The following is a 21,604-nucleotide window of genomic DNA, read 5'->3' on the forward strand; positions in this document are numbered from 1 at the left end:
GACGGACCACGCACCATGACGTACGACACGCCTACCGCTCCCGTCCCGGCGGGGCCTCGTTCGCTGATCCTGCCCCGGCCGCTGTGGACCGAGTCCGGGGAGCTGCTGCCCGAGGTCCGCGTCGGCTACGAGACGTGGGGTCGACTCGCTCCGGACCACTCCAACGCGGTCCTGGTCCTGCACGCGCTGACCGGCGACAGCCATGTCGCCGGTCCGGCCGGGCCGGGCTTTCCCACCCCGGGGTGGTGGGACGGCCTGATCGGGCCCGGCCGCACCCTGGACACCGACCGGTACTTCGTGGTCGCCCCGAACGCGCTCGGCGGTTGCCGGGGCACCACCGGTCCCGCCTCGCCCGGGCCCGGCGGTCGGGCGTGGGGAAGTCGCTTCCCCCGGTTGACCGTTCGCGATCAGGTGGCGGCCGAGGTGGCCGCCGCCGACCTGCTCGGGATCCGGCGCTGGGCGGCGGTGGTGGGCGGGTCGATGGGCGGCATGCGGGCCGTGGAGTGGGCGGTGACACATCCGGACCGGGTCGGCGCGCTGTTCCTGATCGCCACCACGGCGGCGGCGAGCGCGGAGCAGATCGCGTGGTGCTCGACCCAGCTCCACGCGATCCGGGCCGATCCGGACTGGGCCGGCGGCGACTATCACGACCGGCCGGCCGAGTCCGGGCCCTGGCGCGGGCTCGGCCTGGCCCGGCGGATCGCGCACGTCACCTACCGCAGCGAGGCCGAGTTGGCGGTCCGCTTCGGCCGCACCCGGCAGCCGGACGAGGGTCCGCGCGGGCGGTACGCGGTGGAGTCCTATCTCGACCACCACGCCGCCAAACTGAGCGCGCGCTTCGACGCGGGCAGCTACGTGGTTCTGACCGAGGCAATGAACAGTCACGACGTGGGCCGGGGCCGGGGCGGCGTGGCCGCGGCCCTGGCACGGGTCACCGCACCGACCGTGGTCGCGGCCGTGGACAGCGACCGGCTCTATCCGCCGAGCCAGCAGCGGACCCTGGCCGAGGGCATTCCGGGCGCGGGTCCGCTGCGGGTGGTCGAGTCGCCGCACGGCCACGACGGCTTCCTGATCGAACTCGACCAGGTGGCACCCCTGCTCGCCGAATTGTTGGAGCGGACCGGCGACGCGCATCCCGCCGAAGACGTGGATCGCGTCACAAACCCGGCCCCGCCCCGGAACACGGTGCTCGGCCCCACCGTTAGGCGGAGGTAGTCACAACCGGTAGGTAGCCCTCCACATCGCCCGCCCGGTGCCCGGCCGTGGGGATTCACCGCACCTGGTGCGGCCCTCGCGGACCGGCGCCGGCCCCGTCGAAAGGCCCATTCACCATGACTGCCCTGGCCCCCGCGCAGGTCCGCGCCCGGCTGACCGAGTTCACCGTGCTCGACGTGCGCACCCCCGGCGAGTACGCAACCGGCCACATCCCCGGCGCGCACAACGTCCCGCTCGACCGGCTGCGCGAGGCGGTGCCGGTCCTCCAGCGGGCCGGGCACCCCGAGCTGCTGATCGTCTGCGCGTCCGGGGCTCGCTCCGAGCGGGCCCGCGCCGAGCTGACCGCCGCCGGGATCGAGGCCGCGCACCTGACCGGCGGCACCTCGGCCTGGGTCTCCGAGGGCCACGCCCTGGACGGCCCGAGCGGCGCGCGCAACGTGTGGCCGATGGAACGCCAGGTCCGCCTGGCCGCCGGCGCGCTGGTGGTGCTGGGCCTGGCGGCCGGTCGCCGTACGCCCAAGGCCCGCCTGCTGGCCGGCGCGATCGGCTCCGGCCTGGTCTTCTCCGCCGTCACCAACACGTGCGGCATGGCGGCGGTCCTGGGCAAGCTCCCGCACAACCGCCCCGCGCCCGAGACCCCGGACCTGGCCACGACGCTGACGGCCCTCGACCGGGTCTGAGCGAAACGGGGCTCGAGCGAAGCCGGGCCTGCGCGCAGGCGGGCTTCGCCGATGCCGGCCGGGCGAGGCGTCGGCCGAGGCGAGCACCCGCGCGCTCGGTCGCTCGGTGCGGGCGGTTGGCTCGGTGCGCTCGCGTGATTCGCGTTGCATCGGCGGGTTCACCGAGCCCGTGTCTGCGGTGGGTCGACAACGATCAAAGTCGGCGCAAAGTGGGCTCCGGGGCGGAACCCGTCCGTTGGGTGCGGGCGTGTTCGGAAGTATGTTCCCGCTTCCGAACAGCCCCTGGAGTCAACCGGTGTCGAGCCTTTCCGCCCGTCGTGCCCTGCGCAGCCTGACCGTTCTCGCCGTGGCCGGCGCACTCGCGGCGGGCACCGCCGCGTGTTCGTCGGACTCGGGGGACAAGGCGGCGAAACCCGGTGGTCGCGAGGGTGCCGCGGAGGCCGGGCAGACCCCGTCGGACGCGCCGACGGCGGCCGATCCGAACACGTCGGTGCCGCCGCCGCTGGTACCGGACGCTCTGGTGCGCAAGTCGGCGAACGGTGGGCGTACCGTCGCGTTGACCTTCGACGACGGGCCGAGTCCACAGTGGACGCCGCAGGTGCTCGCGTTGTTGAAGGAGTACCGGGCCAAGGCGACGTTCTGCATGCTCGGCCCGAACGCGAAGGCCAATCCCAAGCTGGTCAAGCAGGTCGTCGCGGACGGCAACCGGCTGTGCGACCACTCGGTCACCCACGACGAGGGGATCGCCAAGCGCCCGCTGTCCCGGATCAAGTACGAGATCACCACCGCGCACGACCAAATAGTCGCGGCGGGCGGGCCGGGCACCAGGGTGGACTGGTTCCGCGCGCCCGGCGGGGACTGGTCCCCGCAGGTGCGCGCGATGGCGGCCGGTTACGGCATGCGCTCGCTGGACTGGTCCGACGACACCCGCGACTGGCAGCGTCCGGGTGCGGACAAGATCCTGGCCACCGCCGAGCGCGAACTCAAGCCCGGCGGGATCATCCTGATGCACGACGCCGGCGGCGACCGCGCGCAAACCCTGACCGCGCTCAAGCAGTTGCTGCCCTGGCTGGTGCAACAGGGCTACACGTTCGACTTCCCGGCCTGACCCTCGGCTCGCGGCGCGGGCGAGAGCGCCGAGATCGCCGGGACCAAGCCGTACGGATCCGGATGCACACCGGCGGAGAAGTCGAGCAGTTCCACCCGGTGCGGTACCAGGCGGACCAGCGCGAAGTCGTCCCCGGTGGGCCCGGCGGGAAAGAACGGCCGCAGGGTCTCATCCCACAGGTTGACCAACTCCGGTCCTTCGCGCAGGAATTCCGCGCGGGCGTAGAGCGTCGCGTAGGCCACCGTCGCGCGGTCCTCGACCGAGTAGGACACCTCCGGTCGGGCGATCAAGTCGAGCGCCTTACGTGAGCGCGGGCTCGTACTGATCCAGATCGTCGCGTCGTCCTCGACCGCGAGATGTTGCACCAGGCGCACACGCGGCGCGCCGGCGTCGTCGGTGGTGGCCAGGAAGCCCAGCGGGTACGAGCGCAGGATGCGCAGCGCCGCGTCGCGCAGGGTCGGATCGGGCAGGTTCGGATCGGGCTGGGTCGGGTCGGGCTGGGTCGGGGTGTCGACCGGGGAGGTCGGCATGATCCACCGCCAATCATTCGCCGTATCGGTGAGCCGTCTTGGTCGCGCCTTGATGGCCGTATTGGTTGAACGATACTAGAATCTCTATTCCAGAAAACGTCAAGGTACGAACAGGTCAGGGACGGGTGCTTGTGGGCCGTAAACCCAAATTCGGCGACGATGACTTCCTCGATGCCGTGCTGCGGGTCACCGCGCGTACCGGCGCCGGCGCCGTAACCGTCGCGGCGGTGGCCACCGAGGCGGGCGCGCCGGTCGGATCGGTCTATCACCGCTTCGCGTCGCGCGACCTGCTGCTCGCCCGGCTGTGGTTGCGTACGGTGCAACGCTTCCAGCACCCATTCCTGGCCGCACTGGCCGACCCCGATCCGGCCCGGGGCGCCACCCGCGCGATCGGGGCCGTCTTCGCGTGGGTGCGCGAAAGCCCGGACGAGGCGGCGGTGCTGCTGCTGCATCGTCGTGAGGACCTGATCGCGCGGTGGCCCGAGGAACTGGGTCCGGAGGCGGCCACGCTCAACGACGCCGTGGCGAACGCCCTGCGGGCCTACACCCGGGCACGTTTCGGCCGGGTCTCCCCGGCCGCCCTGGAGCGGGTCACCTTCGCGCTGGTGGACATCCCGTACGCGGCGGTGCGTCGGCACCTGGCGGCGGGCCGCACGCCGCCGGCGTCGATCGAGGCCGCCACCCTGCTCGCATCACGCGCGGCGTTGGGTGAGTGATCGCGGTGCGCCGCGCTCGAACAGCCACTCGAACAGCCGCTGGAGGGGCAATCGGGGTCGACCGCGATGCGGCTCGCGTCCGCGGTGACCGGCGCCCGCGCCGGACGCCCGTGACCTGCGCCCGCGCTCGACGTTCAGTCCTTGGGCGGATAGACCCGACACTGGCTGGTCGCCGTCGCGCGCACCGTTCCGGCTACGTCGGCCAGCGTCGCGGACGTGTTCGCCACCAGCCCGTCCAATCCCGCCCGCGCCCGGAACAGCGTCGGCCCACCCGCGCCCGCCTCCGCGTGCCACGTCACGTCCAGGTCCAGCGAGGTCATCACCGTCCCCCGCGCGGCCCCGCGATACGCCGCGTCCATCAGGTGCGCGTCGAACAACATCACATCGACCAGACGCTGCGCGACCGAGGCCGAGACCGTGTCCTCGCCCTCGTCCCGGTCACCGCCACCCCCACCGCCACCGCCGTCGCGCGGCGCAGGCCATTGCGGAACCGCCCACAGCGCGATCGAGTCGCCGTCGTCCACACGGAAGCCCCCGTCGAACTCCTCAGCCGACAACGGGTAGTCCACCGCCCGCTCGTCGAACCCGCCCAGGAACGGCACGATCTTCGCCAACCACGGCAGCCGAGGGCAGTCCTCCGGCCCGGGCACCCCCGCCGCCGCGCGCCGACCGGCACCCTCGGGAGGAAGCAGCCCGGGAGCGGCGAACCACGTCAACGCGGCGACCACCGGTTCCCCGCCTTGACGCACCGTCACCTGCACCGACGTCGCGGTCCGTCCACGTACCAACGGCAGGACCTCCAGCTCCAGTTCGCCCGCGACCGCGGTTTTCGTGAACACCGCCCGTAGGCTGCGCAGTTGCTTGCCCGGGGCGTACCGTGTCGCGCCCAGTGCGGCGATCGCGGCCGTGTACCCGCCGAACCCGCGACCGTCGATACAGAAGAATTCCGGCAGTTCGGCCACCGGCCCGGCACCGCCGCGCCCGCCGTCCCGAACCCGCAACTCCCCCAGCGGCGTGTCCACCGCGCAATCCCCGACCTCGCCAATATCCATCGTCGGATGTTGACACGCGGCCCCGCGCCACGCCAGAGCCACCCCCACCCGAGAGCCACCCGCCGAAGCGCCTGTTCACCGAAACGGTGCATCGATGAAAGCACCAGCGCGCGGGCGCCGTCCTCCGCACGGCCCAGCATCGCCGCCCATACCGACGTACCGGCGCCGGACCCGACACCCGTCTCGGCCGGGCCCGAAGGTCCGGGCGGACCGAACGGACCGGGCCGGGCGGACCGACCGGCCCGACCGGCCCGGGCGAGTTCGCCGCCACCTTGCGGCCGACACGCCTGATGGCCCGCCGGTCCGCGACGAGCGCATGATGATGGATGAGTCTGGTGGAATGCGTCGATTCATTGCATTCGTCGGGATTCGTCATCCGCGCACCCTGATCGGGCTCTCCGTGCTCTGCTCCGTCGTACTCGGCGGATCGGCGGCGGCACCTCGGGCCGAAGCCGCCGTGCCGACGGTCCCCGGGGGCGTCGCGGAAGCCGTGTCCGGGGTCGCGTCCGAGCCGGGCGGGGACATCACCCGCTCCGAGGTGCTGGAGCGCGCCGAGGACTGGTACGACCGCGACGTCCAATACGACCAGGCGGCCGAGGCTCCGGACCCGGAAGGTGCCCACGACTACCGCACGGACTGTTCCGGGATGGTCGCGATGGCGTGGCACCTCCCGAGCACCGACTTCAACACCGATTCGCTCGACCGGCGTTCGGTCACCGTACGGGTCGCTCCGAACGACCTGCTCCCCGGTGACGCCCTCGACGACACCGCCGACGGCCACGTGGTGATCTTCACCGGATGGGTGAGCCGCGGCACGGGTACGTTCACCTACATCCAGTTGGCCAACTCGCAGACCGACATGGCCAAGGGCACCGGCAGCTTCGACGGTCCGCTGCTCGCGGGCCTGCCGACGGCGAACTACTTCGGGCTCCGCTACAACCGGATCGTCGACGACTCGACGTCGAGTGTCGAATCGCCGGCGCGCGTCCTGGATCGATATCCGTGGCAGGCGCCGTGGAGTTCGGCTCGGCGCGTCGACCCGACCTCGGTCCGGCGAACGGGATCCGGCGGGTGACGCGACGGTCGGCGCCCGCCCACCCGCCGGCGCCGACCGCCCTCGCTACGCCGCGCACTCCTCGGCGGGCTCCCGCCGAGGCGCCGTGTCGAGGAAGCGCAGTACCTCGGCGACCACGGTCGGGTCGCCGAGCACTCGGCTGTGGCCCAGGCCCCGGGTGACGAACAATCGGGCCTGGTCGGGGTAGGCCGCCGCCAGCCGATGCCCCTGGTCGGCCAGGGCCATGTGGTCGTCCTCGTCGTGCACGACCAGGATCGGGACCCGCACCGACTCGGGACCGTACGACGCGGAGAAGCGCTGCCAGATGTCCGACTCCGGAGCCAACAGCCGAGCGTCCGCGCGCGCCCGCAGTGCGGCCTTCACCCGTGCGGCGAGGCCCAGTTCGGAGCTGAACCGGTCCAGCAGATACTCCATGTCGCACACCGCGCCGACCGCCACCACGCGCTCGGCCCGCACCCCCGAGCGCAGGGCTTGGAACGCGCCCAGCACGCCGAGGGAATGGGCGAGCACGGCGCGGAAGTCGCCGTACCGGTCCTGGAGTTGCCGAGCGATCTCGGCGTATTCGAGGACGTTGGTGCAGGTTCCGCCCGAATCGCCGTGCCCGGGCGCGTCGAAGGTGATCGGGGTCAACCCGCGGGCCCGCAATTCCTCGACGAACGCCGCGAATCGCGAACCGCGCGACTGCCAGCCGTGCAGCATCAATACCGGCTCGGCGCCGTCGCCCCACCGGTAGGTGACCACCCGCTTGCCGCCGACGTCCAGCGTTTCGGTGGTCGCGAACATGTGCGCCGAGCGCTCGGCGGGCCGTACCCGACCACGCATGACCGGGCGATGGAAGAAGCGGTACGCGAGCGCGCCGGCCGCTTGCGGGGACACCGCGCCGGTGGCCCGGAGCGCGACTCGCACGGATGTCATGACGGCGCTCATCCGGCCCGCCGATCCGGCGTCCGACCGAGCAGCGCGACGAGACGCTCTCCCGGCGTCGCGTCCGTCGGGGCCTCGACCGCGCCGCCGAACGCGCCGCCGGGCTTGCCCAGCTTCCAGCGCTCGGCGAAGGACAGCGCGATCAGGGCGAGTTCGGGATCGATGGTGTCGGGCGCACCGATCGTGCGGGCGACGTCCCAGGCATGGACGAGATTGTCGATGAAGTGCATCGCGGTCGCGACCGAGCCCGGGAACGACCCGAACTCCCGGATCAGCAATCTGCGTTCCGACACCTCGTCACCGGCCAGCGCCGCCACGACGTCGACCGCCGAGGTGGCGAAGTCGACCCATGGGTCGTCCCCGAGCGAGTCGTCACGCCAGGCGTCCGGTTCGGTACTGCCGCCGGCCGCGGCGATGAAGCCCCGATTCTCCGCGACCATGTGGCCGATCAGATCGCGGAGAGTCCACCCGGCACACGGAGTGGGCAGGTCCATCTGCTCGCTCCGGACCGGTCGGAGGGTGTCCAGCGCGAACACGATCGCGCGGCGATGCAACGCCCGCACGTCGAGAGCGCCGATCTCGGACCCGACAACGGCGAGCGTGCCGCCGCCGGGTGCCTTGGTATCGATCATGAATGTGCCCCTTGAGTCGCTCGATGGGTCGATGGCACGTGTGGTCGGTCGCGGAAGCGGCCGGGACGGCCGGGAATGGCTGAAACGGCCGGCGAACCGGTCGCGTCGCAGCACCGCCTGGCAAAACTGCACGACCGGTCGTACTATTTATTGAACACCGAGAGGCTGTCAAGACGGACCGGGAGATAATCGACGCCGATCGGCCGACCGGCCGACGTGCCGACCGGCGGAGCTGGGAGTGGTCGTGAGCGCGTCTCCGACGGATGGGCGGGTCCGCAAGGGCGACCGGACCCGACAGGCGATCGTCCGGCGCGCCGCCGACATCGCGTCCGTGGAGGGACTCGAAGGTCTCTCCATCGGTCGGCTCGCGGGCGACCTGGAGATCAGCAAGAGCGGGGTGTTCGCGCACTTCGGATCGAAGGAGGAACTCCAGCTCGCGGCGATCGGCGCGGCCACCGACATCTACATCGAGCACGTCGTGACACCCGCACGGACCGAGCCGGCCGGCCTGCTCCGGCTCTGGCGGCTGACCGAGGGCTGGATCGCCTATTCCCGCGACCGGGTCTTCCCGGGCGGCTGCTTCTTCTTCAACACCTCGGCCGAGTTCGACGCACGGCCGGGCCGGGTCCGCGATGCGCTCGCGCGATCGTGGCGTGGCTGGCGCGAACTCCTGATCACCGAGGCCGAAGCCGCGAAGACCACCGGCGAGGCCCCCGCCGACCTCGACGCGGCCCAACTCGTCTTCGAACTGATCGCGTTCCTGGAAACCGCAAACGGCATCAGCATGCTCCACGACGACAAGAGCGCCTACACCCGAGCCACAACCGCAATCCGCACCCGCCTCCTCACCACCGCCACCACCCCAACCACCCTCGCCCCCCACCTCCACCCATAGCCCGCCACCACCACACACCCGAGCAGCGACGCGAAACGCGGGACGCGGCAACGGATTGGGGGCGGGGCGCGCGACGCATGGACACGACGCGCGGGACTGAGGGAAGGCGCGACACGCCCAAACCACGGGGCGCGAGCGGGGCGGTTGGCGCGGGACAACGCGGCGCGAGGCGCGAGGCACGGCGCGGCGACGGGTTGGGGACGCAGCGCGCGGGACGAGTGAGGCGCGGTGCAACGCATGAGCAGGACGCGCGGGGCCGAGGGAAGGCGCGCGGCCTGGGACGCGACCACGACAGCTCGGGCGCACACGCGGCCGATGCAACATGGGCCCCACGACACGGTGCCACTCGCGCGTGGAGGCGGCGCCGCACAACGCGGGCGCGGCACGGCAACGTGCCCGTCGAGGCAACGCCCCGCACAACGCGGGCGCGGCACAACGCACAGATGGGCGCAGCGCGAGGCGCCGTACGCGTGGGCGCGACGCGCTGCAACGCGCGTGGGAGTGCGGCGACACGCGACACATCCGGGTGCGGTGCGGTGCGGTGCGGTGCGAGGCGAGGCGCGCGGGGGCGGGGCGGACGTCGGAGATATTGGACTGGTGGTTACAAAATCTGTTAGCGTTCTTGCATGGCTCGACCACGGCAGTTTGATGAGGAGCAGGCGGTGCAGGCGGCGCTCGAGGCGTTTTGGGCGACCGGCTATGAGGCGACGTCGACGCAGGACCTCTGTGACGCGACCGGGTTGGGCCGTAGCAGTATCTACAACACCTTCAGCAGCAAGCACGATCTGTTCCTGCGGGCGCTGCGTCGCTACATCGAGCACATGACGACCATTCAGGTCGCGAACCTGGAGAGCGATCGGCCCATTCACGACAAGATCCGCGAGCTGTTGGCCGCGATCGTGATCGACGAGGACGAGGAGACCGGCGACCGCCGGGGCTGCCTGGTCGTGAACACCGCGATCGAACTCGCGGGCCGCGACCCGGAGGTGGCCTCGCTGCTCAAGCGCGACTACGAGCGCCGGCATGCCGCGATCAAGGCGGCCATCGACGTCGGTCGGCTCGACGGCGACGTGGATCCGGCCAAGGACACCGACGCCCTCGCGCACACCGTGATCGGTACGGTCTCGGCCATCCGCCTGGCCTCACGCAGCGGCGTGAACCGCGCCGGCCTGGATGCGCTCGCGAACACGACGCTCGGCCTGCTGTAGGACACCGCCGCCGCACAAAGGTCACGACCGACCCGACGACCCGACGGCCGACGCCTCGCGCCCGCACTCCCGCACGCCCACGCACTCTCGCCGCGGATCACGCAGGATCACGCATGCCCATGTTTTGAACCGTTCATTACAAAACGAGATCCGCCACCTCCACCCGCACACCACCGACTCGGGAGTCCCCATGCCCCTAGCCGTCTACATCCTCGGCCTAGGCATATTCGCGCAAGGCACCTCGGAGTTCATGCTCTCCGGGCTGCTCGAAACGATGGCCGACGACCTCGGCGTGTCCATCCCCGACGCCGGCCTGCTGATCTCGGCCTTCGCCGTCGGCATGGTCGTCGGCGCGCCGTTGCTCGCGGTCGCCACGCTGCAATGGCCGCGCCGTACCGCGCTGATCGCATTCCAGGTCGTCTTCATCCTCGGCCACGTGGTCGGCGCGCTCGCGCCCGGCTACTGGCTCGTGCTGGCCACCCGCTTCGTCAGCGCCGTCGCGTACGCCGGCTTCTGGGCCGTCGCCGCCGTCACCGCACTCGGCCTGGTCGCGTCGAACGCCAAGGCCAAGGCGATGGCCGTGGTGGCGGGCGGCCTGTCGCTGGCCACCGTCGTCGGCCTCCCGCTCGGCACCATGATCGGCAACTGGGCCGGCTGGCGCGCGGCGTTCTGGGCGGTCGCCGCCCTCACCGCACTGAGCACCGTGGCGGTGTACGTGGTCCTGCCGCCCGGGCGCCCAACCCACGAGGCGCCGCGCTCGGTACGTACCGAACTGCGCTCGATGCGCCGGCCACAACTATGGGTCGCCTACGCGACCACCGCGTTCAGCTTCGGCGCCGTCGTCGCCGTCTTCAGCTACCTGGGCACGATGCTGACCAACACCACCGGCATCGGCGAGGCGTGGGTACCGCTCGTGCTGTCCTGGTACGGCGTGGGCGCGGTGGTCGGCATCACCGTGGGCGGCCGGGTGGCCGACGAGCACCCGTTCGGCACGCTGTACGCGAGCATCGGCACCATCGTGGCCGTGTCGATCCTGCTCGCGCTCACCGCCGAGAACGTCCCGATCACCCTCGCCCTGGTCTTCCTCCTCGGACTCGCCGGCTTCGCGGCCAACCCGGCCGTCAACGCCCGGGTGTTCGCCATCGCGGCCGACGCACCCACGCTGGCCGGCGCGGCCAACACGGCGTCGTTCAACGTCGGCATCACCATCGGCCCGCTCCTGGGCGGTCGGGTGATCGCGGCGGGCTTCGACTACGCCGCCGTCGCCTGGGTCGGCGCGGGCCTGGGCCTCGCCGGACTGGCCGCCGCCCGGATCGACTCGCGCATGCGTACCCGAGCCGGCGCGGCCGAGCCCGAGACGCCGACCGTCGCGACACCGGAGCCGGCCGGGCTCTCGGCGTAGCGGCACACGGACGCGGACGCGGTAGGCGAACGCGATACACGAACGCGATACACGAACACGACGCGCGAACACAACGCCCGAACACAACACGCGAACGCAAACACGACACGCAACCGCGACACCCAACGCACACCGCGACGAACAACCCGACACCCCGACGCCCCGCTATCCGCCCGCCCCCGAATCCGCGCCACGACGTGACCGTCCCGTCGCATCCCGCGACGGGCCGGTCCGATGCGCCTGACGTGGCATCAGATCCCTTGATTTCCCTGGGCTTCGGGGCTGCCGGCCGGGTTGTCGGCGGGTCTAATCTGATGGCCTGCTTCCGATGGTCCGTTTTCGGTCAAACGGGTAGATAGCACCCGTCTAGGACAGGACGGTTCACCATGGTCACCAGCGACCCCGCAAGACCCGCCTCGCCCGAACCGCCGCTGCGTCGCGCAGCCGGCGAGAAGGGCCTCAAGACCGGCGCGCTGAGCCTCGCCTCCAGTGTCGTGATCGGACTCGCCTCCACCGCACCGGCCTACAGCATCGCCGCGACGCTCGGCATCATCGTGGCAGGCGTCGGTCTCCAGTCGCCGATCGTCATGGTCCTGGCCTTCATCCCGATGTTCCTGATCGCCTACGGCTACAAGGAACTCAACGAGGACACCCCCGACTGCGGCACCACGTTCACGTGGGGATCGCGTACGTTCGGCCCGATGACCGGCTGGATGGGCGGCTGGGCGATCATCGTCGCGGACGTCATCGTGATGGCCAACCTCGCGCAGATCGCGGGCGAGTACGGCTTCCAACTGATCGGCGCCCACGGCCTGGCCGAGGACACCTTCTGGACGACGTTCGCCGGTGTCGTGTGGATCGTCCTGATGACCTGGATCTGCTACGTCGGCATCGAGCTGTCCGCGAACCTCCAGAAGGTGCTGCTGACCATCGAGGTCGTGGTCCTGATCGCGCTCGGCCTGACCGCGCTGTGGAAGGTCTACCTCGGCAACGCGCCGGACGGCTCGGTGCACATCGGCTGGTCCTGGTTCAACCCGTTCGAGATCGACTCGATCGACGCGCTGACCAAGGGCGTGTTGGCCGCGGTGTTCATCTACTGGGGTTGGGACACCGCCGTCGCGATCAACGAGGAGACCGCCGACACCAAGCACACGCCCGGGCGGGCCGCGGTGATCTCGACCGTGCTGCTGCTCCTGATCTACGTCCTGATCAGCACCTCGGCGCTGTCCTTCGCGGGCGCCGGCGACACCGGCGGCGGCCTGGCCAATCCGGACAACTCCGGGGACGTGCTGTCCGGGCTCGGATCGAGCGTGTTCGGCACCGAGGGGTTCGGCTGGTTCATGGCCAAGCTGCTCGTGTTCATGGTGCTGACCTCCTCGGCCGCGTCCACCCAGACCACGATCCTGCCGACCGCGCGTACCGCGCTGTCGATGGCCGCGCACCGGGCCATCCCGGAGAAGTTCGCCCGCGTGCACAGCAGGAACCTGGTGCCGACCTGGTCCACGGTCGGGATGGGTATCGCGTCGGTGGCCTTCTACGTGGCGATCACCCGAGTCAGTACCAACGTGCTGACCGACTCGATCGGCTCGATCGGGCTGGCCATCGCGTTCTACTACGGCATCACCGGGTTCACGTGCGTGTGGTTCTACCGACGCGTACTCACCCGCAGCCGGCGCGATCTGATCACCAAGGGCATCATGCCGGGCCTGGGCGGCGCGTTGTTGGCGTACTTCTTCGTCGACGCGTGCATCGTGTACGCGGACAAGGACTACGGCACCACCTACTGGACCCTGCCGTTCCCGCCGCACTGGCAACTGGGCGGGGTGTTCCTGACCGGGATCGGCGCGTTGCTCCTGGGTGCCGTGTTGATGCTCGGGTACCGGTTCGCGCATCCGGCGTTCTTCCGCGGCGAGACGCTGCCGCGCGCGGTGGCCGAGCCGGAGCCGCTGCCCGCGCCGGCCACGCCCGCGGGGTCGAGCGGATCCACCGGACCGAGCGGTCCGGCGGAGCGCTGACCCGGGTCGGTGGGCCCGTCCGGGGAGTCGGGCCCACCACCCGTCAATGCTCGCGGAACTGTTCCAACACCCGCCGGTCCCGCTTCGTCGGGCGGCCCGCGCCACGATCGCGTCGGGCGACCACGACCACCTCTTCGCGGGGCGGCGGCGGGGGGCTGTTGTCGATCAGACACTCGGCGGCCACGGGCGGCCCGACCCGCTTGCGGACGATGCGCTTGACCACCACGATCCGCTCGTGGCCGTCCTGCCGCACCCGCACCTCGTCGCCGATCCTGATCGACTGGGCGGGCTTCACCTTGTCGCCGTTGACCCGCACGTGCCCGGCCTTGCAGGCCGCGGCGGCGAGCGAGCGGGTCTTGGTCAGGCGCACGGACCAGATCCAACTGTCGACCCGTACGGTCCCCTCGTCTGTTGTTGCCATGACCCGACTCTAGAACGAGAACCCCCGTCGTGGCCCGCAGCGCCCTCGTTCCGGGCCGCCCGCTTCGACTCACCCGCCGCACCGCCCACCCTCGTTCCGTCCCGCCCGCGCTTCGACCCACCCGCCGCACCGCCCGCCCGCCTCCCCGGTCGCGCGATGTCGGCCGGCGCCGGCACCGTATGCGGCGACGCCGCGCGACGACGCGTCGTCGGGAGCGGTCGGATCCGTCGGGAGGATCGGCATGGGAGGCGCGAGAGCGGTGGGGATCGAATGACCGAGTGGGCGACGCTGCACAAGCTGATCGAGGCCGAGGACCCGCGCGCGGTCGGCGCGGCCCTGCACGGCCTCGATGCCGCCGGGCGCAAGGCGCTGGTCGCGCCGCTCGTCGCCTATGAACGTGCCGAACGGCGCGGCGGCGCCCGGGCCTGGCGCCGCCGACCCGCGTTGGCCGTGGCGGGCGCGGCGACACTGCCCGGAGCCGTCCCCCTGGCCGCGTGGCTGGGCCGGAACCCGCTGCGCATGTGGTCGGACGACGTCACCGACGAGGTCGGCGTGGAGCTGGTGATGGCCGCGCTGTCGGATCGGGCGCCGAATTGGCTGCCGGCGCTGATGACCCACCTGGCCGAGCGGTTGCCCGTGCGGCAGGAAGAGCGGCAGCGCTACCTCCTGGTCGAGGCGCTGACGGCGGCGACCGGGACGCCTCCGCCGTTGAGCGACGGCTACCTGCTGGCCTGGCTCCGCGAGCCGTGGAACAGCAACCTCCTGTCGCCTCGCGGTTCGTCGATCCCCGCCTCGTCGACCCTTGCCTCGCTGGGGAGTTCCCGTCTGCCCGGCGACCGCGACCGGAGCGCGGCGCTGCTGCTGCGGTTGTTCGAGGTCGACGGGGTGGGCGCGCTCTTCGACCGGTGGCCGACCTGGCCGGACTCGTTCCCGGACCTGATAGCGCAGGGTCGGGTCGGCCGGGCGGACGTGATCGCCGCGTGCGTCGCCCGACTCGGTCGGCCCGGGCGGCCCACCGAACTTGCGGGCCATCTGCGGGTGTTCGACGCACTGGCCGCCACCCCCGAGGAGATCACCGCACACGCCCGGGAGTTGGTGGGCCTGCTGACGATGGCGCCCGGCTCGGTGGCGAACGTCGCGCTGGCCGCGCTGATCCGGGCCGATGGCGCCGGGGTACTGCCGGCCGAGCTTGCCCTGGACGCCGTGGGCGCCGCGTGCACCCGGACCGAGAAGAAGCTCGTCCGCACCGCGTTGGGGTGGCTGGACACGGTGACCGGGCGCGACCCGGCGGCGCGCGCCGGCGCGGCGCTGTCGGTGCTCGCCGTCACGTTCGCCCAGCAGCCGGCGGATCTCCAGCACCGGGCCGTCTCCTCGGCGCTGCGCTGGATCGATCACGCGGACCGTCGGGATCGGGACGAACTGCTGGCCGCTGCCGTCGGATTGCCTCCGGACCAGCGGGACAGGCTGGGCGCCGGGCACGGTCGGGCCGCACCGGAGCCGCTCCCGCTGCCCGAGTTCGTTCCCGAGGAGATGCCCCCGCCGATCGAGGACCCGATGGAATTGGCGGTCGAGATCGCGGCGCTGTGGCGGCAGTCCCGCGGCGGGCCCGACCCGGTCGCGATCGAGCGGGTACTCGCCGCCCTCGTCGCCTTCTCCACCGCCGATCGAGCGGGGTTGCGGACCACGCTGGAACCGGTGTGCGCGCAGCACCCGTACCTGCCGAGCGAACTTCCCGAGGTGTCCCCGGACGACCCCTACCAATCGCCGCCGCCGTACGCCGACCCGTTGACGCACATGGTCGTCGCGGCCGTCGCCCCCGCCCGGGGCGGGCCCGCCGACCCCTATCCCGGCGTCGACCCGACACCCGGCGAACAGCACTGGCGGGCCTTGCTGCGACGACCGAAGTCGACGGCGTTGCACGAGGTGTACGCCCGCCGGCTGCGCGCGATCGCGGTCGGCATGGCCTATGCGCCCCGGCCGATGCTGCTCTCCACGCCCACGGCGGTGAACGGCCTGATCGAGCCGGCCGTGTTCGTCGATCGGCTGAGCCGCGCGGCGGCCGAGGGATGGCGACCCTGGCCGTTCGACCTGGAGCACGCGCTGCGCCGGCTGCCGATCGACCCGGAGCCCGAACTCGCCGCGCGGGCGGCGGCGTTGGGTACACCCGAGGGCGACCGGGCGGCGCTGCGGCTGGCCGCCGGACACGTACCCTCGGCCGGGCCGGCGGAGGCCGTGCGGCGGTCCACCGACCGCGGTCGGTACGGGTACCGGAACGCCGAGCCGGTGACCGCGACCCTCGCCATGGTGCCGACCGGGACCCGACTCGGGCTCGGCACACCCGAGCAGTGGCTCCTGGACGGCTACGACTATGCGGCCAACGCGCGCTGGTCGTCCTGCCTGCCGTCCTTCCTACCCGTCGATCGGGACCTGATCGCCGCGCACCTGGTACCGCAGTTCGCCCATCGCACCCGGTCCGGCCGCGGCGACGGGCACCTGCTCCCGATGCTCGCCGGCGCGGACGGCCCGGTCGGCGTCGGGCTCGCCCTGGCCCTGGCCCACGGCCTCAACGCCCGCGACCGCACCGACCGTACGCATGCCACGGACGCACTGACCATCCTCGCGGCACGCGGCCTTCCGGACGGGGCCCACCTCGGCGACCTGCTGGGCCGGATGACCGCCGACGGCGAACTCACCCTGACCCGCGTCGTCCCGGCCCTGCGCGACCTCGCCGACGCGGGCGCCGCCGAAGCCGTCTGGGACCTGCTCCGCGCCGCCCTCCCGCACACCCTGGGCGCCACACCACCACCCACCCGCCACGCCGACCTCCTCGAACTGGCCGTCCACGTGGCCGCCACCACCGGCGCCCGCGACTCCATCCCCGGCCTCCCCGAAGCCGCCGCCCCCGGCCCCTCCCGAACCCGAACCGAAGCCCGCCGCCTACTCACCACCCTGACCGGCCCCTGAACCCGACGGCCACGGGCCGATACCGGTTTTCTCGGGCGGGGAGGTCGCCTTTCCCGAGAACGAAAGCCAAGTCGCGCATCGCCCACGACGAATTCATGGCTGAAACCAGGCTCCGGCCGGCCAAATTTCGATTCACGATTTTGCTCGCCATTAGCCCGGTGACGCGCGTATGGAACCCATACGCCCCAACATGAGCAGCTTTATTGAAAAGTCGACATCGCGATACCGGCGAGGTAGAGCCCGCCTACCCCGGACGGTCACTGCGGAGATCACCGGCACCGGTGACAAGACCCTCGTCGAACTCACGGTCGATGTCGATGGCACGGCCGGCACCCAAACGGATACCTTGACCGCCACCGACAACCATCCCTTCTGGATCCCCGAACTCGGGCAGTGGAAGAACGCCGCGGACCTCAAGCCGGGCCAATGGCTGCAAACTTCGGCAGGCACCTGGGTCCAGCTCACGGCGACGCGGTCATGGGTTGAACACAGAACCGTCCACAACCTCACCATCGGCGACCTGCATACGTACTATGTGCTGGCAGGCGCCACGCCGGTTCTCGTTCACAACTGCGGCGATGAAGCCGGTGAAGTCGGTGAAGTCGGTGAAGCCACAGTTCATTTGGCCAATTACCCGGATGGCCATCAGCATGCTTTCCTGACGATTCGGCACGGTGACACAGTTCTGCGGACTCACCAGTTCGGAAGGCCGGGCAGTCCTAATGGAGTTACAACTTTCGAGCCTAGCGAGGTGCCAGCCATCACACTTAACGTGAAAATTCCCCTCCCCAGGCCTCTGAATGCGGTCATGAAGGCGGAGGATGCGATGTACAAGACAGACATGGGGAGATATCCACCCTATGATATGCCGAATCAAGCGTGCGTGACTTATTGTGCGCAAGTCTTGAATGCGGCCGGGGTTGATATGCCGACGCGTAACGATAAGGCGATAGACTGGCTTCTCGCGCGCCACAGATAGAGCGGGAGGAATTAAAAGTGTCTCGACCCGAAGGATGGGAATGGCTGGACGAGCCGCGAGAGGAGTGGGATATTCCTGATTCGCTGCGCGGACCCGCAAAATTGGTCCAATCCAACCTGGCCGCCGCGATTCTGTCATGTGATTTTCTGGACCATGATATTTTGGCGCTCGTGGGTCGCTTCATCACTGAGCATTCCCTATTCTATCTTCGCCCATTGGCAAAGGGGTTGAGCTTTCACGAACAGGCTTTGATTTCGGACGTCCTTGTCAAACATACACGGCGTACATTCGAGGCTTGGGAGCGGTTCAGACAGAGTGCCGAACAGGGAGGCCCTGCCGGGGAGATGCGTAGCCTCATGCAAGCGAATCGACTGGCACTTTCCAATGAGCTGAATAATGCGATCTCGGCTTTTCAGCAACTTCCGGGAAGTGTGGCGTGAGATCGCAGGCTGGGTCACGCGGCACGCCGCCCCCGGCCCAACTCGGTTGGGCCACTCGCAGGTGAGGCCGGTCGACTCTGCGACGCTTTAGCCACGTGTTCGGCTCGGGCCCGCGTCGCGCAAGCCAGGGGACCGCTCGTTCAAACCGAGCACGATGCCGGCGATCCGGCCCTGGTCGAATGCGTCCCACTCAAGGCACTGGTGGTCTTCGGAGTGGGCACGGCGGTCAGGCACCCAGGATGGTGTGGATGAGGCTGCGGACCTGGGTGTGAGTGGTGGGTGGGTCGGTGGAGAGGACGATCACTTGGGGAGCCGATTGCCCCGGATCGGCTACTGCCCATTGGATTTCGGTGCCTCGGGCAGCCATCGTGCGGGCGGCAGCCGTTACGTGTAGGCCGGTGGCGACGATGACGCGGCACTTGCGGGCTACCAGGGCGGATAGGTAGGTCTCCGCGTCGGCGGGGGATGTAGCGGTGATCGGGAGGCGTTGGGCGTTGACCTTGTCGGTGGCGGCGGCGTCGAGGAGGGCCTGCCAGGCGGCTTCGGCGGTGGCCGTGCCGGACGGGTCGTCGGTGCCGATCGCCGCGCATACCACCGGGTTCAGGGATGCGTTGCGGGCCACCGGGAGTCGCGGTTTGTCGTCGCCGTCGTCCCGGAGCGTGAAGAACGCGACGACTCCGGCAACCACCACGACCACGGCGACGGCCGCGGCGATCAGCTTGGTGCGCATTGGTATCGCCCATTCGTGCGAGGTCGTCGGCGCACCACGAGTCGGGGCACCCGGAGCGCTCTCTATCACCCCGGGCGCGGTGGCTCGCATCGGCCCTAACGGACCGTCAGGGATAGCACGTGTCGTGAGGACGCACATGCCGGGCACGCTGTGGGTTCACGGCAGGCGCCGAGGCCGAGGCGCACCCCTGCCCGCCTCAGTCCTCCCCGGTGCCGGAGCGCACGCGTTTGGCGATGGTGGTCAGGAAGGGGTCCTCCATCGACGCGAAGGGCTGGTCGTGGATCATGTAGGTCCAGGTGGAGCTGGGGCGTTGGATGTCGGAGCGTTCGGTGTCCAGGCCGGATTCGGTGATGTGGGCGGTGTCCAGGCGGTCGGCCGCGGCGGTTCGGGCGCGGGAGATCAGCGGGACGAAGGCGCGTTGCGTTTCGGCGTGGAACGCGTCGATCGGGTTCTGCCGGCCGAGCGCGCGCAGGTGGATGCCCTCGCGGAGATCGGCGGTGCGGGCCAGGTGCTCGCTCCAGGCCTCGTCGAGTTCGTACAGGAAGAGTTGTCGGGCGGCCTCGGCCAGGACCGATTCGCCCACCGCGTCCAGTAGTTCGGCCCAGCGCTCGGGGCGCAGGTCGGCCAGGATCCGGGCCGCCTCGTCGCCGTGCAGGACGCGGTGGCGCAGTTCGAGCACGTCCTCGCGCTGGAGCCGGAGTTGCCGGTTGTAGCGCCATGTGGTGCGGTGACCGTCGAGCAGCGCGCCCTCGGCCACCCGCTGGGCCTGCTCGACCCAGCGGCGCACCGAGGCGTCCCGAATGCGACCGTCGGCCTCCACCCGGGTGGGCCGAGGCGGCGGGTCGGAGGCGTGTCGGGTGATGGATTCGTCGTCCAGGCTGGTCAGGAACACCGACGTGCCCGGGTCGCCCTGTCGGCCGGCTCGGCCGCGCAACTGGTCGTCCAGTCGGCGGGTGGGGTAGCGGCCGACGCCGACGACGAGCAACCCGCCCAGTTCGGCGACCCGTTCGTGGTCCGCGCCGTCGATCCCGCCGAGCCGGATGTCCGTGCCTCGCCCGGCCATCTGGGTGGACACGGTGATCGCCCCGACCCCTCCCGCGCCCGCGATGATCGCCGCCTCGCGGCTGTCGTCCCGGGCGTTGAGCACCGCGCAGCGCAGCCCCGACTCCCGCAGCGCGGCGCCGATCTGCTCGGACTTGGCCACGTCCCGGGTGCCGACCAGGATCGGCCGACCGGTGGCGTGGGTGCGCTCGATCAGGTCGATCACCGCGACGTCGCGCGACTGTTCGCCGTCGTACAGCCGGTCCGGCTCGTCGACCCGTACGCACGGCAGGTTCGTGGGCAGGTCGCCGGTCTCCAGGCGGTAGAACTCACGGAGCTGCTCGGCCACGATCACCGCGGTGCCGGTCATCCCGGCCACCGTGGGATAGCCGCCGATCAGGTCCTGGACGATCATCTGGTCCAGCACCTCGCCGCGCGGACCGGCGACCAAGCCCTCCTTGGCCTCCACCGCCGCGTGCAGGCCGTCGGGCCAGCGTTGCCGCTGCGCCACCCGCCCGCGGTTGGCGTCCACCAGGCTGATCCGGCCCTCGCGGACCAGGTAGTCGACGTCGCGACGCAGCAGCACGCTCGCGTACAGCGCGACGTTGACCTGGGACAGGCGCGTGTCCATACCGAGCGCGAACAGGTTGTCCACCCCGAGCGCGCGTTCCACCTCGCTCACGCCCGCGTCGGTGAGGTGCACGGTCATGCCGTCCGTCTCGGCCTCGTAGTGCAGCCCCTCGACCAGGTCCGCGACCACCCGGGCGGCCTCGGCCTCGTCCGGGCCCGAGGCCACGCCGCCGGCCAGGACGAGCGGGGTCCGGGCCTCGTCGATCAGCACCGCGTCGGCCTCGTCGATGATCGCCACGTCGGGTTCGGGCAGCACCAACTCCGAGGCGTCGGTGCGCAATCGGTCGCGCAACGTGTCGAAGCCGACCTCACCGACCGCGACGTGCACGACGTCTTGGGCGTAGGCCGTCCGCCGCTGCGCGTGGGTGGCGTCCTGGGTCACGTGGGCGACGCGTACGCCCAGGAGTTCGTAGACCGGCCGCATCCATTCCGCGTCGCGGCGGGCCAGGTAGTCGTTGACGGACAACACGTGCACCCGCCGGCCCCGCATCGCGAACCCGGCCGCGGCCAACGCGCCCACCAGGGTCTTGCCCTCGCCGGTGGCCATCTCCACCACCGTGCCGCGAAGCAGGCTCAGCACACCCAGGAGCTGTACGTCGAAGGCTCGTTCCCCCAGCGTGCGATTCCCGGCCTCGCGGCCCAGCGCGCACAGCTCGACCAGCGCGTCGTCGTCCCATGAGCCCGCCGCGGCCCGCGTCCGCAGCGCGTCCGCCGCCGCCCGCAACCGCGCGTCGGAGAGTTCGCGCAGCGCCGACTCGCGCTCTGCCGCGCGCCGCACCAGCGGGCGCAGGCTCGTCGGGGCCACCGTTCCGGGTCTGCCCAGGAAGCGACGTACGGACCGGGTGAGAGCACCGGACGATCCCACTGGACCTCCACTTCCGCGGGCGCGTGCGCACCCGTGTCGTCTTGGGTACGCCGGCCGCCGTGCGATGGAGCATCCACGCCCC

19 protein-coding genes are annotated in these 21,604 nt (G+C 71.1%); 12 read left to right on the forward strand and 7 right to left on the reverse strand.

The features are described 5' to 3' along the window. Positions 1 to 15 precede the first annotated feature (15 nt). From OG948_RS06670 to OG948_RS06680, 3 genes are all read left to right on the forward strand, one after another. Positions 16 to 1,215 carry a homoserine O-acetyltransferase gene (locus OG948_RS06670; RefSeq protein WP_406294583.1) on the forward strand — a complete coding sequence of 400 codons (1,200 nt, stop codon included), beginning with the start codon at positions 16 to 18 and terminating at the stop codon, positions 1,213 to 1,215. Between the two features lie 116 nt (positions 1,216 to 1,331). Further along, positions 1,332 to 1,895 carry a rhodanese-like domain-containing protein gene (locus OG948_RS06675; protein WP_395863988.1) on the forward strand — a complete coding sequence of 188 codons (564 nt, stop codon included), beginning with the start codon at positions 1,332 to 1,334 and terminating at the stop codon, positions 1,893 to 1,895. Between the two features lie 295 nt (positions 1,896 to 2,190). Then, positions 2,191 to 3,003 carry a polysaccharide deacetylase family protein gene (locus OG948_RS06680; protein WP_406294585.1) on the forward strand — a complete coding sequence of 271 codons (813 nt, stop codon included), beginning with the start codon at positions 2,191 to 2,193 and terminating at the stop codon, positions 3,001 to 3,003. Here the strand turns inward: OG948_RS06680 and OG948_RS06685 are convergent. After that, on the reverse strand, positions 2,979 to 3,533 hold the full coding sequence (locus tag OG948_RS06685) for a pyridoxamine 5'-phosphate oxidase family protein (protein ID WP_406294587.1): 555 nt from the start codon (positions 3,531 to 3,533) through the stop codon (positions 2,979 to 2,981). The genes OG948_RS06680 and OG948_RS06685 overlap by 25 nt on opposite strands. Positions 3,534 to 3,664: 131 nt before the next feature. Between OG948_RS06685 and OG948_RS06690 the strand changes: the two genes are divergently transcribed. Next, entirely contained in the window at positions 3,665 to 4,249 is a 585-nt protein-coding gene (locus tag OG948_RS06690; protein ID WP_406294589.1) for a TetR/AcrR family transcriptional regulator, read from the forward strand. A 134-nt stretch (positions 4,250 to 4,383) separates the two neighbouring features. On the opposite strand, the gene OG948_RS06695 is transcribed toward OG948_RS06690, so the two are convergent. After that, the gene (locus OG948_RS06695; RefSeq protein WP_406294591.1) at positions 4,384 to 5,301 is read right to left on the reverse strand and encodes an acyl-CoA thioesterase domain-containing protein; all 918 of its coding nucleotides are present in this window, start codon (positions 5,299 to 5,301) and stop codon (positions 4,384 to 4,386) included. Positions 5,302 to 5,641: 340 nt separating this feature from the next. Here OG948_RS06695 and OG948_RS06700 point away from each other — a divergent pair, with 340 nt between their 5' ends. After that, the gene (locus tag OG948_RS06700) at positions 5,642 to 6,376 is read left to right on the forward strand and encodes a hypothetical protein (RefSeq protein ID WP_406294592.1); all 735 of its coding nucleotides are present in this window, start codon (positions 5,642 to 5,644) and stop codon (positions 6,374 to 6,376) included. Positions 6,377 to 6,421: 45 nt separating this feature from the next. Here the strand turns inward: OG948_RS06700 and OG948_RS06705 are convergent, their stop codons facing one another. Further along, entirely contained in the window at positions 6,422 to 7,291 is an 870-nt protein-coding gene (locus OG948_RS06705; protein ID WP_406294594.1) for an alpha/beta fold hydrolase, read from the reverse strand. An 8-nt stretch (positions 7,292 to 7,299) separates the two neighbouring features. Further along, positions 7,300 to 7,932, reverse strand: a complete 633-nt coding sequence (locus tag OG948_RS06710) for a TIGR03086 family metal-binding protein (RefSeq protein ID WP_406294595.1) — start codon at positions 7,930 to 7,932, stop codon at positions 7,300 to 7,302. 244 nt (positions 7,933 to 8,176) lie between these two features. On the opposite strand from OG948_RS06710, the gene OG948_RS06715 reads away from it, so the two are divergent. The 4 genes from OG948_RS06715 to OG948_RS06730 all read left to right on the forward strand — a co-directional run bounded on the left by OG948_RS06715 (position 8,177) and on the right by OG948_RS06730 (position 13,452). Beyond that, a complete protein-coding gene (locus tag OG948_RS06715) occupies positions 8,177 to 8,827 on the forward strand; it encodes a TetR/AcrR family transcriptional regulator (RefSeq protein ID WP_395863972.1) in 651 nt (216 codons plus the stop codon). 626 nt (positions 8,828 to 9,453) lie between these two features. Next, the gene (locus OG948_RS06720; protein WP_406294596.1) at positions 9,454 to 10,035 is read left to right on the forward strand and encodes a TetR/AcrR family transcriptional regulator; all 582 of its coding nucleotides are present in this window, start codon (positions 9,454 to 9,456) and stop codon (positions 10,033 to 10,035) included. 190 nt (positions 10,036 to 10,225) lie between these two features. Beyond that, positions 10,226 to 11,437 (forward strand): Cmx/CmrA family chloramphenicol efflux MFS transporter, encoded by a 1,212-nt coding sequence (locus OG948_RS06725; RefSeq protein WP_406294598.1) that lies wholly within the window; start codon positions 10,226 to 10,228, stop codon positions 11,435 to 11,437. A gap of 386 nt (positions 11,438 to 11,823) precedes the next feature. Continuing rightward, a complete protein-coding gene (locus OG948_RS06730; RefSeq protein WP_406294599.1) occupies positions 11,824 to 13,452 on the forward strand; it encodes an APC family permease in 1,629 nt (542 codons plus the stop codon). A 43-nt stretch (positions 13,453 to 13,495) separates the two neighbouring features. Here OG948_RS06730 and OG948_RS06735 read toward each other — a convergent pair whose 3' ends face one another. Then, entirely contained in the window at positions 13,496 to 13,873 is a 378-nt protein-coding gene (locus OG948_RS06735; RefSeq protein WP_402232905.1) for an RNA-binding S4 domain-containing protein, read from the reverse strand. Between the two features lie 270 nt (positions 13,874 to 14,143). Between OG948_RS06735 and OG948_RS06740 the strand changes: the two genes are divergently transcribed. The 3 genes from OG948_RS06740 to OG948_RS06750 all read left to right on the forward strand — a co-directional run bounded on the left by OG948_RS06740 (position 14,144) and on the right by OG948_RS06750 (position 18,256). Then, entirely contained in the window at positions 14,144 to 16,837 is a 2,694-nt protein-coding gene (locus OG948_RS06740) for a DUF6493 family protein (RefSeq protein WP_406294601.1), read from the forward strand. 190 nt (positions 16,838 to 17,027) lie between these two features. Then, a complete protein-coding gene (locus OG948_RS06745; RefSeq protein ID WP_406294602.1) occupies positions 17,028 to 17,816 on the forward strand; it encodes a polymorphic toxin-type HINT domain-containing protein in 789 nt (262 codons plus the stop codon). 17 nt (positions 17,817 to 17,833) lie between these two features. Next, positions 17,834 to 18,256, forward strand: coding sequence for a hypothetical protein (locus OG948_RS06750; RefSeq protein WP_406294603.1), 423 nt, complete (start codon positions 17,834 to 17,836; stop codon positions 18,254 to 18,256). A 226-nt stretch (positions 18,257 to 18,482) separates the two neighbouring features. Here the strand turns inward: OG948_RS06750 and OG948_RS06755 are convergent, their stop codons facing one another. Beyond that, positions 18,483 to 18,986, reverse strand: coding sequence for a hypothetical protein (locus tag OG948_RS06755; protein WP_406294604.1), 504 nt, complete (start codon positions 18,984 to 18,986; stop codon positions 18,483 to 18,485). Positions 18,987 to 19,182: 196 nt separating this feature from the next. Then, positions 19,183 to 21,522, reverse strand: a complete 2,340-nt coding sequence (secA2, locus tag OG948_RS06760) for an accessory Sec system translocase SecA2 (protein ID WP_406294605.1) — start codon at positions 21,520 to 21,522, stop codon at positions 19,183 to 19,185. Positions 21,523 to 21,604 lie beyond the last annotated feature (82 nt).

It is taken from the genome of Embleya sp. NBC_00888 (genome assembly GCF_045207655.1).
In the GTDB taxonomy this organism is placed as follows: Bacteria; Actinomycetota; Actinomycetes; order Streptomycetales; family Streptomycetaceae; genus Embleya.

Coding starts and splice junctions, on each gene's coding strand:
- OG948_RS06695 (WP_406294591.1), bottom strand. CDS start 5,301: ATGGATATTGGCGAGGTCGGGGATTGCGCGGTGGACACGCCGCTGGGG.
- OG948_RS06730 (WP_406294599.1), top strand. CDS start 11,824: ATGGTCACCAGCGACCCCGCAAGACCCGCCTCGCCCGAACCGCCGCTG.
- OG948_RS06735 (WP_402232905.1), bottom strand. CDS start 13,873: ATGGCAACAACAGACGAGGGGACCGTACGGGTCGACAGTTGGATCTGG.
- OG948_RS06670 (WP_406294583.1), top strand. CDS start 16: ATGACGTACGACACGCCTACCGCTCCCGTCCCGGCGGGGCCTCGTTCG.
- OG948_RS06725 (WP_406294598.1), top strand. CDS start 10,226: ATGCCCCTAGCCGTCTACATCCTCGGCCTAGGCATATTCGCGCAAGGC.
- OG948_RS06720 (WP_406294596.1), top strand. CDS start 9,454: ATGGCTCGACCACGGCAGTTTGATGAGGAGCAGGCGGTGCAGGCGGCG.
- OG948_RS06745 (WP_406294602.1), top strand. CDS start 17,028: ATGAGCAGCTTTATTGAAAAGTCGACATCGCGATACCGGCGAGGTAGA.
- OG948_RS06755 (WP_406294604.1), bottom strand. CDS start 18,986: ATGCGCACCAAGCTGATCGCCGCGGCCGTCGCCGTGGTCGTGGTGGTT.
- OG948_RS06700 (WP_406294592.1), top strand. CDS start 5,642: ATGCGTCGATTCATTGCATTCGTCGGGATTCGTCATCCGCGCACCCTG.
- OG948_RS06740 (WP_406294601.1), top strand. CDS start 14,144: ATGACCGAGTGGGCGACGCTGCACAAGCTGATCGAGGCCGAGGACCCG.
- OG948_RS06705 (WP_406294594.1), bottom strand. CDS start 7,291: ATGACATCCGTGCGAGTCGCGCTCCGGGCCACCGGCGCGGTGTCCCCG.
- OG948_RS06675 (WP_395863988.1), top strand. CDS start 1,332: ATGACTGCCCTGGCCCCCGCGCAGGTCCGCGCCCGGCTGACCGAGTTC.
- OG948_RS06685 (WP_406294587.1), bottom strand. CDS start 3,533: ATGCCGACCTCCCCGGTCGACACCCCGACCCAGCCCGACCCGACCCAG.
- OG948_RS06710 (WP_406294595.1), bottom strand. CDS start 7,932: ATGATCGATACCAAGGCACCCGGCGGCGGCACGCTCGCCGTTGTCGGG.